Origin of the sequence: Metabacillus rhizosphaerae (genome assembly GCF_037201795.1) — a bacterium.
GTDB classification, from domain to species: domain Bacteria; phylum Bacillota; class Bacilli; order Bacillales; family Bacillaceae; genus Metabacillus; species Metabacillus rhizosphaerae.
In genome coordinates this window covers 4,361,319-4,377,029 of the sequence record NZ_CP147403.1, presented here as the reverse complement: position 1 = coordinate 4,377,029, position 15,711 = coordinate 4,361,319, and the positions used below count along the sequence as shown (strand labels likewise).

Annotated in this window: 14 protein-coding genes; 8 read left to right on the top strand and 6 right to left on the bottom strand. The window is 34.6% G+C overall.

What is annotated here, in order from left to right:
• Window positions 1-109 precede the first annotated feature (109 nt).
• A complete protein-coding gene (locus tag WCV66_RS21255) occupies window positions 110-775 on the bottom strand; it encodes a GNAT family N-acetyltransferase (RefSeq protein WP_338786766.1) in 666 nt (221 codons plus the stop codon).
• A 142-nt stretch (window positions 776-917) separates the two neighbouring features.
• On the opposite strand from WCV66_RS21255, the gene WCV66_RS21250 reads away from it, so the two are divergent.
• From WCV66_RS21250 to WCV66_RS21225, 6 genes are all read left to right on the top strand, one after another.
• A complete protein-coding gene (locus WCV66_RS21250) occupies window positions 918-1,703 on the top strand; it encodes an SDR family oxidoreductase (protein WP_066330891.1) in 786 nt (261 codons plus the stop codon).
• 74 nt (window positions 1,704-1,777) lie between these two features.
• Entirely contained in the window at window positions 1,778-2,647 is an 870-nt protein-coding gene (locus WCV66_RS21245) for an NAD(P)-dependent oxidoreductase (RefSeq protein ID WP_338786765.1), read from the top strand.
• Window positions 2,648-2,890: 243 nt separating this feature from the next.
• Window positions 2,891-4,984 (top strand): penicillin-binding protein 2, encoded by a 2,094-nt coding sequence (locus tag WCV66_RS21240; protein ID WP_338786764.1) that lies wholly within the window; start codon window positions 2,891-2,893, stop codon window positions 4,982-4,984.
• Window positions 4,985-5,231: 247 nt separating this feature from the next.
• Entirely contained in the window at window positions 5,232-5,414 is a 183-nt protein-coding gene (locus tag WCV66_RS21235; RefSeq protein ID WP_066330880.1) for a hypothetical protein, read from the top strand.
• A gap of 467 nt (window positions 5,415-5,881) precedes the next feature.
• Window positions 5,882-7,498: a long-chain fatty acid--CoA ligase gene (locus tag WCV66_RS21230; protein ID WP_338786763.1), complete on the top strand. Its 1,617-nt coding sequence runs from the start codon at window positions 5,882-5,884 to the stop codon at window positions 7,496-7,498.
• Window positions 7,499-8,266: 768 nt separating this feature from the next.
• On the top strand, window positions 8,267-10,069 hold the full coding sequence (locus tag WCV66_RS21225; RefSeq protein WP_066330868.1) for a PAS domain S-box protein: 1,803 nt from the start codon (window positions 8,267-8,269) through the stop codon (window positions 10,067-10,069).
• Between the two features lie 190 nt (window positions 10,070-10,259).
• Here the strand turns inward: WCV66_RS21225 and WCV66_RS21220 are convergent, their stop codons facing one another.
• On the bottom strand, window positions 10,260-11,408 hold the full coding sequence (locus WCV66_RS21220) for an aminotransferase A (protein ID WP_338786762.1): 1,149 nt from the start codon (window positions 11,406-11,408) through the stop codon (window positions 10,260-10,262).
• Window positions 11,409-11,629: 221 nt separating this feature from the next.
• Here WCV66_RS21220 and corA point away from each other — a divergent pair, with 221 nt between their 5' ends.
• Both corA and WCV66_RS21210 read left to right on the top strand, forming a co-directional pair.
• On the top strand, window positions 11,630-12,598 hold the full coding sequence (corA, locus tag WCV66_RS21215; RefSeq protein WP_338786761.1) for a magnesium/cobalt transporter CorA: 969 nt from the start codon (window positions 11,630-11,632) through the stop codon (window positions 12,596-12,598).
• Window positions 12,599-12,678: 80 nt separating this feature from the next.
• Complete coding sequence (locus WCV66_RS21210; RefSeq protein ID WP_066330860.1) at window positions 12,679-12,867, top strand: hypothetical protein; 189 nt, start codon at window positions 12,679-12,681, stop codon at window positions 12,865-12,867.
• Window positions 12,868-13,057: 190 nt separating this feature from the next.
• Here WCV66_RS21210 and WCV66_RS21205 read toward each other — a convergent pair whose 3' ends face one another.
• The 4 genes from WCV66_RS21205 to WCV66_RS21190 all read right to left on the bottom strand — a co-directional run bounded on the left by WCV66_RS21205 (window position 13,058) and on the right by WCV66_RS21190 (window position 15,547).
• Window positions 13,058-13,249, bottom strand: a complete 192-nt coding sequence (locus tag WCV66_RS21205) for an alpha/beta-type small acid-soluble spore protein (protein ID WP_066330858.1) — start codon at window positions 13,247-13,249, stop codon at window positions 13,058-13,060.
• Between the two features lie 205 nt (window positions 13,250-13,454).
• Window positions 13,455-13,586, bottom strand: a complete 132-nt coding sequence (locus WCV66_RS21200; RefSeq protein ID WP_269748955.1) for a hypothetical protein — start codon at window positions 13,584-13,586, stop codon at window positions 13,455-13,457.
• A 254-nt stretch (window positions 13,587-13,840) separates the two neighbouring features.
• Window positions 13,841-14,275: a hypothetical protein gene (locus WCV66_RS21195; RefSeq protein ID WP_066330855.1), complete on the bottom strand. Its 435-nt coding sequence runs from the start codon at window positions 14,273-14,275 to the stop codon at window positions 13,841-13,843.
• A gap of 273 nt (window positions 14,276-14,548) precedes the next feature.
• Window positions 14,549-15,547, bottom strand: coding sequence for a GGDEF domain-containing protein (locus WCV66_RS21190; protein WP_338786760.1), 999 nt, complete (start codon window positions 15,545-15,547; stop codon window positions 14,549-14,551).
• Window positions 15,548-15,711: the final 164 nt, after the last annotated feature.

Here is a 15,711-nt window from a genome sequence, read left to right as displayed (position 1 = left end):
CAGGAGGTGAACCTGTCTTTCTTTTATGACTACCGTGTTATCCGACAATTGCTGGGGAAAGCCCCTGAGTAGGTGCCAATACACAATTGACTTTGCTGCTACATTTCTTCTATGTAAACGGATTTTTCCATTCCATCAACATACCATAATGACAAGAGTCCTCGTCCTCCAAATAATTTTCCACAGGACAAACCGGTGTTCTACCACAATGTAATAAGAAAGACATAACAGGATCTTTTAACTTCCCAGTTAATATTGCGTCCACATACTCATTAATCGAGTGATCTTTACTAACCTTATGATAGCCTGGTACCCTTCCACCTCCTAGCAATCGTTCCAAATTTAACGAGATAACAATTTCATACATCGATTGCATTAACCACTTACCCACACCTAATTTCCGGTAAGAAGGTGCAACACAAATATCAACAACATACAAAGAATTGCCTGAAGGAAGATGATTAGTTATATACCCATTATCTGTGGCATCTTCCCACGAATGATATTGATGAACATTATGATCAAATTGAACAATCAATCCTGTCATGGAACCAATAATCCTACCGTCAATTTCAGCGCAGATGGCCCCTTCAGGAAAAAAGTTCACATGATTTTGTAACTGGTCTGTATTCCACCATAACTCTGAAGGAAATGGAGGTGGAAAGCTTTCTTTTTGAATCAAAATCAACTGTTCAAAATCAGTTTGTGTATATTGACGAAAAACAGTCTTAACAGGTATTCCACCATTAAATAAATAAAGTTCTTTCCGAAACATTTGAGTTACCTCCTAAATAAAAAAATTAAAAATAAGCAGGCATTCATTTTCTAATAAGTATTAATTTTCAGGAGACTTTATTTCATACGTTATTTAGAAAGTGATAAAATAAACGTATCTATTATATATGGGGTGGCGAAAAATGAATCTAGGTTTTCAAGGAAAAAACGCACTTGTTATTGCATCAAGCCAAGGATTAGGAAAAGCAATTGCTCAAAAGCTTGCTGCACAAGGTGTTAATGTCATGATATCCAGTCGTGATCAGGAAAAATTAAAAGCTGTAAAAAAAGAACTAGAGCTTTCTAGTAAAGGGAAAATTGAATTTTATTCGTGTAATATAAAAAGTCCAAATGAAATTAAACTACTCATCGAAACAACGGTAGACGCATTCGGTTCAATTGATTTCCTTGTTAATAATGCAGGAGGACCACCAGCTGGAACATTTGAAGAAATGACAGATGATGATTGGCAACATGCTTTTGAATTAAATCTATTAAGCTATATTAGAATTATGAGAGAAATTTTACCACATATGAAGAACAACGGTGGGAAAATTGTCAATATAGCCTCATCCTCAGTAAAAGAACCGATTCCAGGATTGATCCTGTCCAATACTTTTCGAACAGGAATTGTTGGCTTAACAAAAACACTAGCAAGCGAGTTTGCACCATATAATATCTTAATTAACACGGTTGCACCAGGTAGGATTGCTACAGAACGAGTAGCGTTTTTAGATGCCGATGCAGCAGATAGGCAAGGAATGACAAAAGAAGAAATCGAAGAAAAGATGAAGAAGACGATACCGTTAGGACGATATGGAGAGCCAAACGAATTTGCGAATTATGTAAGCTTTCTATTATCTGATGCAAATAGTTATATGACAGGACAAACCTTATTAATTGATGGTGGTATGTTGAAGTCCATATAATAAATGGGGGATGACTCGAAAAATTCTTTATTTTATGTCATAAGCCAAATATTAATAATCAGGAGGAAACTTAAATGAAACCAACAGTTGGATTTATTGGCCTAGGGGTTATGGGGAATAGTATGGCAAATCATATCTTAAAAGCAGGTTACCCTTTAACTGTCTATACAAGGACGAAAGAAAAAGCGGAAGAACTTCTCAAAGTAGGAGCAAGATGGAAGGATTCGGTGAATGAACTTTCTAAAGCTAGTGATATCATTATTACAATGATTGGCTACCCAAAGGATGTAGAAGAAGTTTATTTAGGTCAAAATGGAATTTTACAAGCTGCAAAACCAAATACATATGTAATTGATATGACGACATCACAACCAACATTAGCTAAAAAAATTTATGAACAAGCTAGAGAAAGGAAAGTATATTCACTTGATGCTCCAGTTTCAGGAGGAGATATTGGTGCAAGAGAAGCAAGACTAGCAATTATGGTTGGTGGTGATAAAGCAGCTTTTGAAACATGTTTACCATTGTTTGAAGTAATGGGAAAAAATATTGTTTATCAAGGAGAAGCGGGTTCAGGTCAGCACACAAAAATGTGTAATCAAATTGCAATCGCCTCTGGTATGATAGGTGTTTGTGAAGCGATCGCTTATGCAAAAAAATCAGGCTTAGATGCAACCAATGTACTAAAGAGTATCTCAACTGGTGCTGCAGGAAGTTGGTCACTTAGTAATTTAGCGCCTAGGATGCTTGCAGATGATTTCGAACCAGGATTTTTTGTTAAGCATTTTATAAAGGATATGGGGATTGCTTTAGAAGAATCTAATAACATGAATGTAAACACACCAGGATTAGAGCTTGCACATACGCTTTATGAACAGCTTGCTAAGTCAGGTGAAGAGAACAGTGGAACACAAGCATTACTAAAGCTATGGAAGAACGAATAAAAAATTCTAGAGCAAGAGCCTTCCATTTGAAACTAATTTAAATGGAAAACGTCTATTAATTGTGTCTAAAAGACAATGTGACCTCACATTGTCTTTTTCAATTGTAACTACGTTGTATTCACATTATTTTAATAATCTTAGGCTATAACTACACCTATGTTAGTGGTAAAATAAAGGGTGGACTAAAATGATAATATGAGCCTATTTTATAGATTCTAAAAAATTAAAAGGGAGGAACCTACTATGACAGAACAAGGCGCAAATGCATCTGAGCATCGTAAACTAAAAAAATCAAGATATGTTAGGATTAATGTATTCTTTTTCCTTGTCTTCTTACTGTTCGTTGCACTTATCGTTCGTTTAGGTGTCGTTCAAATTGTACAAGGTGAAGAATTTTCAAAGGAAGTAGCAAGAACTGAATCAGATTATGCAAGTTTACCAGCTCCTCGAGGGAAAATGTATGATCGTTACAACAGAGTAGTTGTTGACAACGAGAGTGTACCAGCTATTACATATACTGTTGACAAAACAACAAAGGCTGAAGACAAAATCGAAACTGCAAAAAAGCTTGCGGAGTATATTAATTACGAAACTGAATTTTTAGATGAAGAGCTAAAAGATCGAGATATAAAAGACTATTGGTTGGCGTCACATCCAGAAGAGTCTAAAAATCTGCTTTCAAAGAAAGAATTAGAATTAAAGCCTTCAGAAACGTATAAATTACAGGTTGATCGTGTGCCTGAAGGTGAAGTAGCAGCTATTAAGGGGAATAACAAAGAAAAAGAACTTGCCTATATTTACACACGTTTTTCCTCGGGTTATCAATATGAACCACAGGTTGTAAAATCCTTAAATTTAACGGATAAAGAAGTATCTCTAGTTGCAGAGCATTTAGAAGTACTCCCAGGTGTTGATGTAATCACTGATTGGGGAAGATCTTACCCGTATGAATCATTGCAAACGATCTTTGGTGGAATTAGTTCACCTGAACAAGGAATTCTTCAATCGCGTGAAGATTATTATACCGCAAGAGGCTATGCCCGAAACGAACGTGTAGGAACTTCCTATCTGGAATATCAATATGAAGATTACTTAAATCCGCAAAAAGCAAAGGTTGAGTATGTTTCAGATAAAAGTGGCAGCATTGTTTCTGAAGAAGTCGTTGAAGAGGGACAAAGAGGGTATGACTTAAAGCTATCATTTGATATGGAGCTGCAAATGAAGGTCGAAGAGATCGTAGAGGATGAATTACGAAAAGCAAGCTCAAGTCACTTTTTAATGGATCGAGCATTTGTTGTTATGATGGATCCTTATCAAGGTGATGTTTTAGCAATGGTTGGTAAGCAGCTTAATGATAAAAATCGAAGTGGAGAAATGCTTGACTTTGCTTATGGAGCTTTTGCTACCCAGTATGAAGCAGGTTCTACTGTTAAGGGAGCAACTGTTCTTGCTGGATATCAGTTTGGAATGCCAATTGGTAAAACATATTATGATACTCCCCTTTATTTTAAAGGAAACCCAAAACCAATTGGCTCTTACAAGCCGTTAGGACTAATGTCTGATTTAAGTGCATTAAAACTTTCATCTAACGTATATATGTTTTATGTTGCGATGCTAATTGCAGATGTAACGTATGTAAAACATGGACCAATTGACGTATCAGCAGCGGATTTCCAAAGGCTTCGAAATTATTTTGCACAATTTGGCTTAGGAGTTCACACAGGCATCGATTTACCACAAGAGTCATCAGGTTTACAAAGTGTACCTGATACTGCAGGTAAGCTATTAAATATTGCGATCGGACAATTTGATACTTATACACCTCTTCAATTGGCACAATACGTTTCAGTTATTGCAAATGGAGGGTCTCGTGTTCAACCACGAATCGTTACAAGTATCCATGCACCTGTCGAAGAAGCTGAACTTGGACCAATTGTTGTTGATAAAGTTCCAAAAGTATTAAATAAAGTGAATAATACGAAAGAAGAAATTGAACGAGTTCAACAGGGATTTAAGCTTGTCGTTACATCAGGGACAGCTTCTAGATATATTGATTATGATGTAGCTGGTAAAACGGGTACATCACAAACTAATTATTATGGACCAAAACGTCAGTACTGGGGAAAAGAAACGAATAATTTAAACTTCGTTGGATATTATCCATCAGAAAATCCTCAGGTAGCATTTAGTGTAGTTGTTCCATGGGCAAGTAATGATAGTGATGCTGTAAACAAACATATTGCCAATCGGATCGTTAAAGCTTATATAGATCTTCAAAAGAAATACGTAACAACAACTGAAATAGACATGGAAGAAAGCACAAAAGAAGAGGATTAAATGCAACATTCTTATGGACTAATGCTTAACTCTATGTGAATTTTAAAACAAAAACGGAGTCTAAATCTCATGATTTAGACTCTGTTTTTTAATAAGGGATAGTGGAAAATAGAGTAAATTCACAAATAATAACTCAATTTTAAACTAATTAAATGCTATGCATGCATATATTTCCCTACTAACTCTAGTACATAAATTCCGCTATTTTTCACAAAATAATCGTGTAAACTAAAAGGAGTGAAATAACTTGGCAAAACGTACAAAGAAAAACGATCCACAACAAAAAAATAAAAAGGGCTTTGATTCAGCCGTCATTGATTCAGAATTTAGCCATGAGCTAGGTAGTGCTGCAACAAATAAAATTCATAAAGACAAAGCGAAAAAAGAAAAGGCATCCAAAAATAACGGCGAATATAAGGGAAGTCATTAAGAGAGACCAAGTGTCTCTTTTTTCTATTACATTTGAGAAAATGAAGAGTTTGTGAGATTTATAATAAGATAATAGAAGACGACTCTACATCTGAAAAGGAACAAAGTTATGTGAACTTTCCCTAAATTAGAAAAGGGAATTAACCATTTAGAGCGAATACATACTTCTATGGTCGAATATATTTACCCAAAAGAATCTTCTTTATCAGCATTTCAACATTCAAAGAACAATGGTGGTTAAATACCTACTTTATCAAAAAGTAAGGTAGATTAGATAACTACTGTACCGGTAAATTTGAGCAGAGACACATGCTCTTGAAAAGAATGTAAACGCTTACGGTGATTGGAGAGGTTGGGATATATAGGATTTTATGAGAAATTACTAGCTAAATTCATTCAGTTTAAAATATATAGCCAATTTATTATTATTTGATTTTATTAAAATATTTTTTTGAGGAGGATCAATTAATGGAAGATATAAAGCAATGGTATTCTACTTATCCGGATCATATACCAAACGAAGTGGTAATACCTCCAATTTCCGTTCCCGAAATGCTTCAGCAAACTGTTCAAATCTATGGAAATCATGAAGCTGTTTCATTTTATAGTATTCGTTTAACATATAACGAGATTGCAAAAATGGTGTTTGCGTTTGCATCCTCTTTACAGCAATCAGGTGTTCAAAAGGGAGATCGTGTAGCTATTATGCTCCCAAACTGTCCTCAATATATTGTTTCTTACTTTGGTGCACTAACAGCTGGTGCAATCGTTACACAAATTAACCCAATGCTAGTCGAAAGGGAACTAGAGTATATTGTAAATGACTCTGATTCTGAAACGATCGTTGTATTAGATGCCCTCTATCCAAGAATAAAGGCCATTCAATTAAGGACTAATTTAAAAAATATTATTACAGTTAGCCTTCAACCTTCAGAAAAAAATCAACCTGAGGATTATACATTTGATAGATTTTTAGCAAAACAAACTGGTCAAGTGTTTCCAGTTGAATGTGAACCAGAGCATGATATTGCTGTTCTCCAGTATACAGGCGGAACAACTGGTAGATCAAAGGGGGCAATGCTTTCACATAAAAATATTGTAGCAAATGCTGTTCAATCATATGAATTTTTTAAAGATGAAATCGTATTAGGGAAGGAAAAGTGTTTAACTGTCATTCCCTTATTCCATGTTTTTGGAATGTCTAGCTGTATGAATCTCTCAATTCTCTGTGGTAATTCTATGATTATGCTACCGAGGTTTGATTTGGAAGAAGTGCTTCAAACAATCAAACGTGAGCAGCCATCACTCTTTCCGGGTGTACCAACAATGTATGTAGCAATTACAAATCACCCTAATGCGGAAGATTATGGTATTGATTCAATTCGAATTTGTAATAGTGGAAGTGCACCAATGCCAGTTGAGCTTTTAAATGAATTTGAGCGGAAAACTGGAGCGAAAATCTTGGAAGGTTATGGTCTTTCAGAAGCATCACCGACAACACACTGCAACCCTGCATTCGAGATACGAAAACCAGGTACTGTTGGCTTGGGGATGCCAAGTACTGCCTATAAAATCGTTGATGTTGGAACAGGAACACAAGAAGTTCCTATAGGTAAGCTAGGTGAACTAATCATTAAAGGACCACAAGTGATGAAAGGCTATTGGAATATGCCCGAGGAAACTGCTGTAACTCTCCGTAATGGTTGGTTATTTACAGGTGATATCGCAAGAATGGATAAAGATGGCTACTTATCGATTGTAGACCGAAAAAAAGATCTGATTATTGCCAGTGGTTATAATATTTATCCTCGAGATATTGAAGAAGTTCTTTATGAGCATCCGAGCGTACAGGAAGCAGTTGTTATTGGGGTGCCAGATCAATATCGTGGTGAGACAGTCAAGGCATTTATCGTATTAAAAGCAGGAAAAACAGCAACAAGTGATGAAATTATTCTTTACTGTCGCCAGCATTTAGCGGCCTTTAAGGTTCCGAAATACATTGATTTTAAAGAAGCACTTCCGAAAACAAATGTTGGTAAGATTTTGCGTAGAGCGTTAAGAGATGAAACGGTTAAAAAGCATTAGCTAATATATTTATATGGCTCTAAAGATACGGCCAACTCCGAAGACTAGTTGATTGATGCAAGATGGAATAGGTAAGTAACACAATTTAGAATGTCAGACCTTTTTAGAGGTTTGGCATTATTTTTACATACGGATTGATAGTGAAATTATAGTGAAATTAATGTCTCTGTTGACTATTATAAGATAGTAAATCGAAATAGAATTAATTTGGTGATCCAAAGTGAAAATCATTGAACTCTTGACTAGTAGATATTTAGTAGGAGGTATAAAGGGTTTTTCGCGTTAAATGATGATCATTCAATTGGTAGAATGGTCGTTAATTATAAAGGGATAAAGGTTTCTATATTGACAAAAGTTTATAACAACGTACACTTAATATTAACGTTAAGACTTATAAATTTAAGTTATCCTATTAAAATCTATATATTAGATAATCTTATAAACTAACGCTTTCATCTCAAGGAATGTAAAATTTTAGTCAAGAATATCCTAAAAAAGGATTTTTAATAATTGAAATTGAATAATAATATAGTAACGCAATGTTTTACATTTTTGGTAAGGGCTAAGGCTAAGCTAGTCTGGTACAAGCTTTAATCCATTTGTTTAGTCAACTCGCTAATTTTAAAGGGTAGGTACTACGTAAGTGCAACAATGTTTCGATCTTCTATCAATGGTGGCGTAAGGCGTCAGCCATCTCGTTTCACAGTTAATATGTTCTTTATTTATACTTATTCCCTAGTGAAGAGGTAATGAAAAGGAGGGGAAGCTATGGATCGTAAAGCAACAAATGTAGATACAGTAATACAGGATGTAGAAGTATATGCTGTAGTTTCATCAAACGGACGCTTCCAATATATTTCTTCAAATTCGATTGAACAAATGGGTTATCCAAATGATGATTTAGTCGGAAAATATATGAAAGATTTTATACATAATGAAGATTTGTTTTTAATTGAGAGTTATTTTTTTAATGAGCATCATTTGAACTCCTGTACATTTCGCTTTTTACATGAAGACGGAAGGTATATATGGTTTGAGGCAACTGTGGATTTTATTCGAAGTAATGTCTCTAAGCATGGGCAAGAAATTGTTCTTAAAATGAGAGCATTGAAAACTAATTTGGTTATTACTCATTCAAATGATCGTATTGAAAGTAATAGTGATCATACAATTGGTAATGTGGATGGTGATCTTTTACTAGAGGATTTACCTAGTCCATTGTATTTGTCTATTTTTGGTGAAATTTGCTATGTAAATAAGGCGTTTAAGGATCTACTTGGTGCAAGTTCTAAGGATCAACTAATTGGTAAACATACAGCTGACTTTATTGATAAAAGTTACCATGATATTGTTAAAAATCGAATTCAAAGGTTACATAATGGCGAAAAAATAGGCATTATTGAACAAATGTGGAGAAGACTTGATGGTACGGAAATTAGTGTAGAAGTAACAGCTAATCTAACAACCTTCAAAAATCAAAAAGCAGAATTAATCGTATTAACTGATATTTCTTCAAGGAGAAACTTTCAAAAAATCCTCCAGAAAAGTAGGGAACGATACCAACGATTAATCGACAATTCGATCGATACAATTGCGGTAATTCATCAAGATAAATGGGTGTTTGTGAATGAATCAGGTGTAAAGCTCTTCGAAGCTGGAGATTATCCAGAAATGCTTGGGAAAAATATTTTTGAACATTTACATCCTAATGATCATAAGCAAATGAAGGAATCATTAGAAAGTATTTTAACGGGAAAATCAGAGGTTAATGTAACAAATCAATCTTGGACAATTCTTGAGGATAAAACAATTTATACAGAAATGGTGTGTATTCCAACAACCTATTTCGGTGAACAAGCTGTTCAAGTCATTTTACGAGATATTTCAGATCGTAAAAAAACTGAAGAATTAATGCTTCGCTCTGAGAAACTTTCCATTGCTGGGCAGCTAGCAGCTGGAATTGCTCACGAAATCAGGAATCCTTTAACTGCAATTAAAGGATTTTTACAAATTATGCATCCTGAGTTGAAAAATCATAATCAATATTTTCATATTATATTTTCAGAATTAAATCGAATTGAGATGATTTTGAGTGAGCTGCTTATGCTTGCAAAGCCACAGGAAACGAAATTTAAGCAAGCTAATCTAGTAACATTACTGCAGGATGTTTCGATGCTTTTGGAAACACAGGCTAATTTGAATAGTGTTTCAATTGAACAAAAACATGATAATTCAAATATAATGATAAATTGTGATCAAAATCAACTTAAGCAAGTATTTATCAATTTATTTAAAAATGCCATTGATGCGATGCCTAAGGGTGGAAAGGTTACAGTTCACACAAAACGATATGACAAAAATGTCAGTATTATTGTCAAAGATGAAGGAGAAGGAATACCTTCTGAACTAATTGAACGTATAGGTGAGCCTTTTTTGACAACAAAAGAAAAAGGAAATGGTTTAGGGTTAATGATCACATACAAAATCATTGAGGATCATAATGGGACCATTTTTGTCGAAAGTAAACTAGGGGAAGGTAGTACGTTTACGGTTGAAATTCCATGTGGATGAACTTGAATGGTGAATTTAGTCTTTGTTTAAAGCGGTATAATATTTTTCATTTTGGTATCAAAATGAAGGAGGAGTTTGAGTGTTTCATTCCCAACTAAACTACTATGGGCAAAATAAATAGTTTAAGCGGGCTCAAACCCTTTCCTTCATACTAAAACAACGGCTTCTTCGCCGCTGTTTTAGTAAAATCTTATAAACTTTTCACATAATTTTCAATCCGGTCCATAGCTTCAATTAGTTGTTCCATAGCATATGCATAAGAAAGCCGAACATAGCCTTCTCCATATTCAGAAAACGCACTACCAGGAACTAGTGCTACTCCAGCATTCTTAACTAGTGATAGTGCAAAATCGAAGGAAGATTGATTGAATTTCTTTATAGAAGGAAACAAATAAAAAGCTCCATCTGGTTTAACAACTTCAAAACCCATCTTAACCAAACGGGTATATACATATTCTAATCGTTCTTGATATGCATCCTTCATAACTGTTGCATCATCAATACCTGTAGTAAGTGCCTCATATGCGGCTTTTTGTGAGATAGAGGTTGCACATGACACATTATATTGATGGACCTTTAATAAGTGCTTGGCAACAGCTTCAGGGGCAAATAATAAACCTATACGCCATCCAGTCATACTATGTGATTTAGAAAGTCCATTTATCACTATTGTTTGTTCTCGTAAATAGCGAGCAATCGAATGATGGTGCTTTCCATATACAAGCTCACTATAAATTTCGTCTGATAAGATAAATATGTCCTTATCTCTGACTAATTCAGCAACTTCTTGTAACTCATCCTCCTCCAACGTGACTCCTGTAGGATTTGATGGATATGGGAGCACGATACATCTAGTTTTTTCAGTTATATATGGTGCAAGTAACTCAGCCGTTAGCTTAAACTGATTAGTTGTTGTGTCCACATAAACAGGTGTCCCTCCAGCAAGCTTAATCAGCGGTTCATAACCAGGATAAACTGGGCTAGGTAATATTACTTCACTGCCTTCTTCTAATAATGTACGAAACGTACAATCGATCCCTTGGCTTGCTCCTACTGTCACGATTACTTCATTTTCAGGAGAGTATGTAAGACCATACTTTTTAAATAAGAAATGACTCGCTGCCTCGCGAAGTTGGATAAAACCAGCATTGTGAGTGTATGTAGTGAAATTTTGTTGAATGGCTTCTATTCCAGCATTTTTAACATGCACTGGAGTTTCAAAGTCAGGTTGACCTATCGTGAGAGAAATAACATCTTCATAATCTGCTACCATATTAAAGAATTTTCTAATCCCTGAGAGTTCAATTTGTTTAACACGTGAATTTACTAAGTGTTCCATCATTACCTCCATTTTTCGATGGTGCTTCTATCACCACTCGAAATTTGTCGTTATTAAATGAATATATAGGTGTTATTTTACCATCTTCTGTACAGCTATGAACACAAAAAAACAATAATCATTTTCGAATATTGCTTATTTTTTTAATCCCACGATAAGTTTAGTAAAAGTAATATGGGGGAATAGTTTTAAAGATATGGTTAAAGAGGGTAGTGAAGGTATTGATCCGTACATTAGCAATTACAGCAGACAATAAAGTTGTTTATGATTTACCTCTAAAGTCGCTAAAAAATCAGCAGATTCAGTGGTTTTGGGTAGATTTTCACGAGCCATCAAATGAAGAGGTGAAGCTTCTATCAAATTATTTTCACTTTCATCCGCTAGCTATTGAAGATTGTATAGAATATGTCCAACGACCGAAAATGGATTTTTATGATCATTATCTTTTTATTGTTGTTCATTCCATTAATCAGAAAACACTTGAAGCGGATGAGGTAGATTTATTTGTTTCAGATAATTATGTTGTGACATTTCATAAAAAGCCAATCAGAGATATAAATAACATCTGGTTCCGTGTGAAAAAGGAGAAAACTTTACAAAATAATGCAATGCAAATTATGTATCATATTATCGATCATCTCGTTGATGATTATTTTCCACCTGTCTATAAATTAGAAGATTTAATTAATCAAATTGAAGATAATACAAGTGATCGAACAATTAGTGAATTAATGGAGCAGGTTTTCGACATTCGCTCTGAGCTAAATAAACTAAGAAGAACGATAATTCCTATGCGCGATCTCTTATATCGTATCATTTCATCCTCTAGATTGAATACATTAAAAGAGAAGCAGGTTTATTTTCATGATATTTATGATCATCTATTAAAGCTTGTTGAAATGATTGATGCTAATCGGGAATTATCTGCAGATATTAGAGATAGTTATTTGTCTATTAGTTCAGATCGAATGAATCGAGTTATGATGACATTGACAGTGATGTCGTCGATTTTTTTACCTTTAACATTTATTGCAGGTGTCTATGGAATGAATTTCGACTATATGCCCGAATTGGCGGGGAAATATAGTTATTTTATTGTATTGGGTATCATGTTAGCCATTAGTGTAGCAATGATTTGGTTCTTCTACAGAATGGGCTGGTTTCGTTTTCATAAAGGGACAAAATTATAATACCGACATAAACACTTCAAACAAACGAATACATATTAGTGTAAACACTTTTTGGCCAAATGATAAAAGAGGTGAAAAAGATGATTGTTGAAAAAGGGTTGTTAACAAAAGAAGAACAAGATATTGTTGCTAAATTAGAAACAGAAATGCTTTCAGCACTAACACTTGCACATTTGAACTTTTATAAAAACGAAATAAAAATGATTATTTCTCAAGCCAAACGAAGACATCAATTCTTTCTTAACTATTCAAAAGAAGTAAATGCATGATATTACTTACTTTATATAATTAAAGAAGTGCGCTTAAAAGCAGCAAAATCTCATTTGTTTGTTTGCTTATAAGTGCACTCTTTTTATAATGGCCTCTTAAAAATTTTCATAATCGAATAACTTTGGATTTGGCTAATATACATTAGTTTTTAAAAAGGAACCTCAATATAATGAGGTTCCCTTGGGAAAATTAATGTGTATGATTCTGAAGTTGGTTTTCGGCCATCGCGATTAATCGCTTTGTCATCTCTCCACCAACAGAACCATTTGCACGAGCTGTCGTATCGGCACCCAGTTCAACCCCTAATTCATTCGCAATTTCCTGTTTCATGGAATTCAGAGCATTTTCTGCACCAGGCACTAATAATTTGTTTCTAGCCATCGTCAAACACCCCTCCTGAATGGTTTAGGAACGTTGAGCACGATAAGATGCTCTATTTTATGATGTCCGTCCGAGTATATTTTAATGAGATAGAAAAACAAAAATGTTAAGGAAATTTTAGTCATTGATTTAGATTCCTGACGATTTTTTGCCTTTAACTTTATTTTTTTATTTCCCTAATCTTACCATCACATTGTTTATATTGTTACTGGTTTCTCGGATGTGTTTTTTCTGCTTTTTTATTCGTATTTGGGGAAATTTCCTTTGCAATTTCTGGATCTGTAATAGCTTTTGCTGTTTGCAGGCCAGATTTTGTTCGTCGATTTCGTTTTGTCATCATTTTCCCTCCTTGTACAAAGTAAAGACAAACTTTATTTTGTACAAAAGTTAGTGTTTTATTTTTACAATATCTACCTAACCTATGTGAAAAAACGAAAGATGAGAGAGGAATTGGGGAAAAGGAATCATAAAAAGGAACCTAATAATGATCGGTTCCTATTGAAAATGTTTTTGTATTTTGTTTTAATTCTAGCAATGGCGCGATCCCTTGTGCAAGTGCAGAAAATGAGAAAGGGCTCTTGCGATTATTTCTTACCTACAACTGAACGAACGAATACGATCTAAATCAATGCCGAAGTATTCCCAGCGAAATTGGTTTCTGCGCCAACGCCAGCCTGCTACAGAGTTTCTGCCTACAAATGTTGGGTAGTACCAAAACGCACGGCCATTATTTAAGCGAATGTACGTAAAGCGGTAGAGACATCCACGAATTCCACCTGGATCAACCGCAAAAACACCAAATTGTCCTTGACCCTGTTCTTGAGGAATTGTACTTGGTGGTGGACCTGATGGGGGACCGCTTTGACCAGGACCTCCGCCAAATCCTCCACCTTGACCAGGAGGACCAAATGGTGGCTGACCAGGACCAAAACCACCTGGAGGGCCAACAGGTGGAAATCCTCCTTGACCACCAAATTGTGGGAATCCAGGGATTTGAATTGTAAATTGACGATGATATGGATACATTCTAAATTTCTCTCCTCTCACATGAACCTTCAAGGTTACGATATGCAGGGGGGAAGCAATAGGTGAACGTCTATTCATGAAAGTTGATTGCTAATGTCTACCCATAGAACTAAATGTCGTTAATGTAAGATCAAATGGCAGCTAGTATGAAGCGGATAAGAAAATCACCGACAGTATGATTGAGAAATTAGAAACATAAAAAAGAAAGAAAAAAGCTATTAAAGCAACTTCTTAAAGATTTTTGTAATAACTGAGTTGTCTAAAAAGCAGAAATTATGTACAACTACAATTCGTTTGTTCGATTAAATTATTATTCTTATTTTCAAAATGAATGTAGCAACTGTCATCATATGATTTACATTGTTTTTTGACATCAGAAGCTATCTTACTAATTTCATCTATTGAATTATAGGTGTGATATTCGTTTGTCACAACCGCGATAGAAAGGGTCACAAGAGGGATGTTCCCAAAATGGCCATTACGGTCTTTGGTAAATACATATTTATTTTTCCAGTCATTGTCATCATAGTACTCTTTTATACGATTTCTAAATTCTTGCATGATTGCTTGACAAGTTGGCTCGAAGTTATGATTTGGTAGAATAGCGACAAAATCATCTCCTCCGATATGACCAACAAACGAGTCCTCATGATTATTTAACAGAACATATTTACTTAGTAGATTAGAAACTTCTTTAATTAGTAAATCGCCTTTTTTGAAACCATACGTGTCATTGTATTCCTTAAAATGATCAAGATCTAAATATAAGAGAGAAAATGGCTTTGTTCCATTTTGTAAGTAATCAAGCATTTTTTCCTCGATAAGAACATTACCTGGTAGTCCAGATAAAGGATTTGTGTACATAGCCTGGTTTACTTGGATTTCAGCTAGCTTAATTAGTAGGTTTTTAATGCTAACAATTCCATGTAAACGTTCATTTTGTAAAACAACAACATAATCATAAAGATTCTTTTGGCTTCGGGCCATTGCTTTAGAACTAACTAATGTGATTGGATCAAAGAATTCAACGATCAATGGATTTGTATCCATGACTAGATTTATCGGCCTACCCATAAAGAGATCAAAGCCATATTTTGTTGAAATTTTACGATAAAATTGAGATTTCATAACCAATCCAGCAGGTTTATCATCTTCAACAACAAGTATTCCTTCAAGATCGGGATTAACTTCAAAAAGTAAGTTTACTTCAGCACTTTTGGTAGTTAATGAAACAACGGGTACCTTTTCTGAAATATCCCCTATGGTTAACATATACTCACGACTCCTATTATTTTACAGGCTTTGATTTACTCCTATTTTACTATACTGCCTACATTTAATTTGTTAAGTTAGTGTAAATTTTTAAGAGGAATATACTGTAATGCTTATTAAATATGGCTTTTTTGAATAGTTCTATATACCTAGTTGTGTTTTTT

Coding starts and splice junctions, on each gene's coding strand:
- WCV66_RS21225 (WP_066330868.1), top strand. CDS start 8,267: ATGGATCGTAAAGCAACAAATGTAGATACAGTAATACAGGATGTAGAA.
- WCV66_RS21250 (WP_066330891.1), top strand. CDS start 918: ATGAATCTAGGTTTTCAAGGAAAAAACGCACTTGTTATTGCATCAAGC.
- WCV66_RS21220 (WP_338786762.1), bottom strand. CDS start 11,408: ATGGAACACTTAGTAAATTCACGTGTTAAACAAATTGAACTCTCAGGG.
- WCV66_RS21255 (WP_338786766.1), bottom strand. CDS start 775: ATGTTTCGGAAAGAACTTTATTTATTTAATGGTGGAATACCTGTTAAG.
- WCV66_RS21230 (WP_338786763.1), top strand. CDS start 5,882: ATGGAAGATATAAAGCAATGGTATTCTACTTATCCGGATCATATACCA.
- WCV66_RS21245 (WP_338786765.1), top strand. CDS start 1,778: ATGAAACCAACAGTTGGATTTATTGGCCTAGGGGTTATGGGGAATAGT.
- WCV66_RS21190 (WP_338786760.1), bottom strand. CDS start 15,547: ATGTTAACCATAGGGGATATTTCAGAAAAGGTACCCGTTGTTTCATTA.
- WCV66_RS21240 (WP_338786764.1), top strand. CDS start 2,891: ATGACAGAACAAGGCGCAAATGCATCTGAGCATCGTAAACTAAAAAAA.
- WCV66_RS21200 (WP_269748955.1), bottom strand. CDS start 13,586: ATGACAAAACGAAATCGACGAACAAAATCTGGCCTGCAAACAGCAAAA.
- WCV66_RS21205 (WP_066330858.1), bottom strand. CDS start 13,249: ATGGCTAGAAACAAATTATTAGTGCCTGGTGCAGAAAATGCTCTGAAT.
- WCV66_RS21210 (WP_066330860.1), top strand. CDS start 12,679: ATGATTGTTGAAAAAGGGTTGTTAACAAAAGAAGAACAAGATATTGTT.
- WCV66_RS21195 (WP_066330855.1), bottom strand. CDS start 14,275: ATGTATCCATATCATCGTCAATTTACAATTCAAATCCCTGGATTCCCA.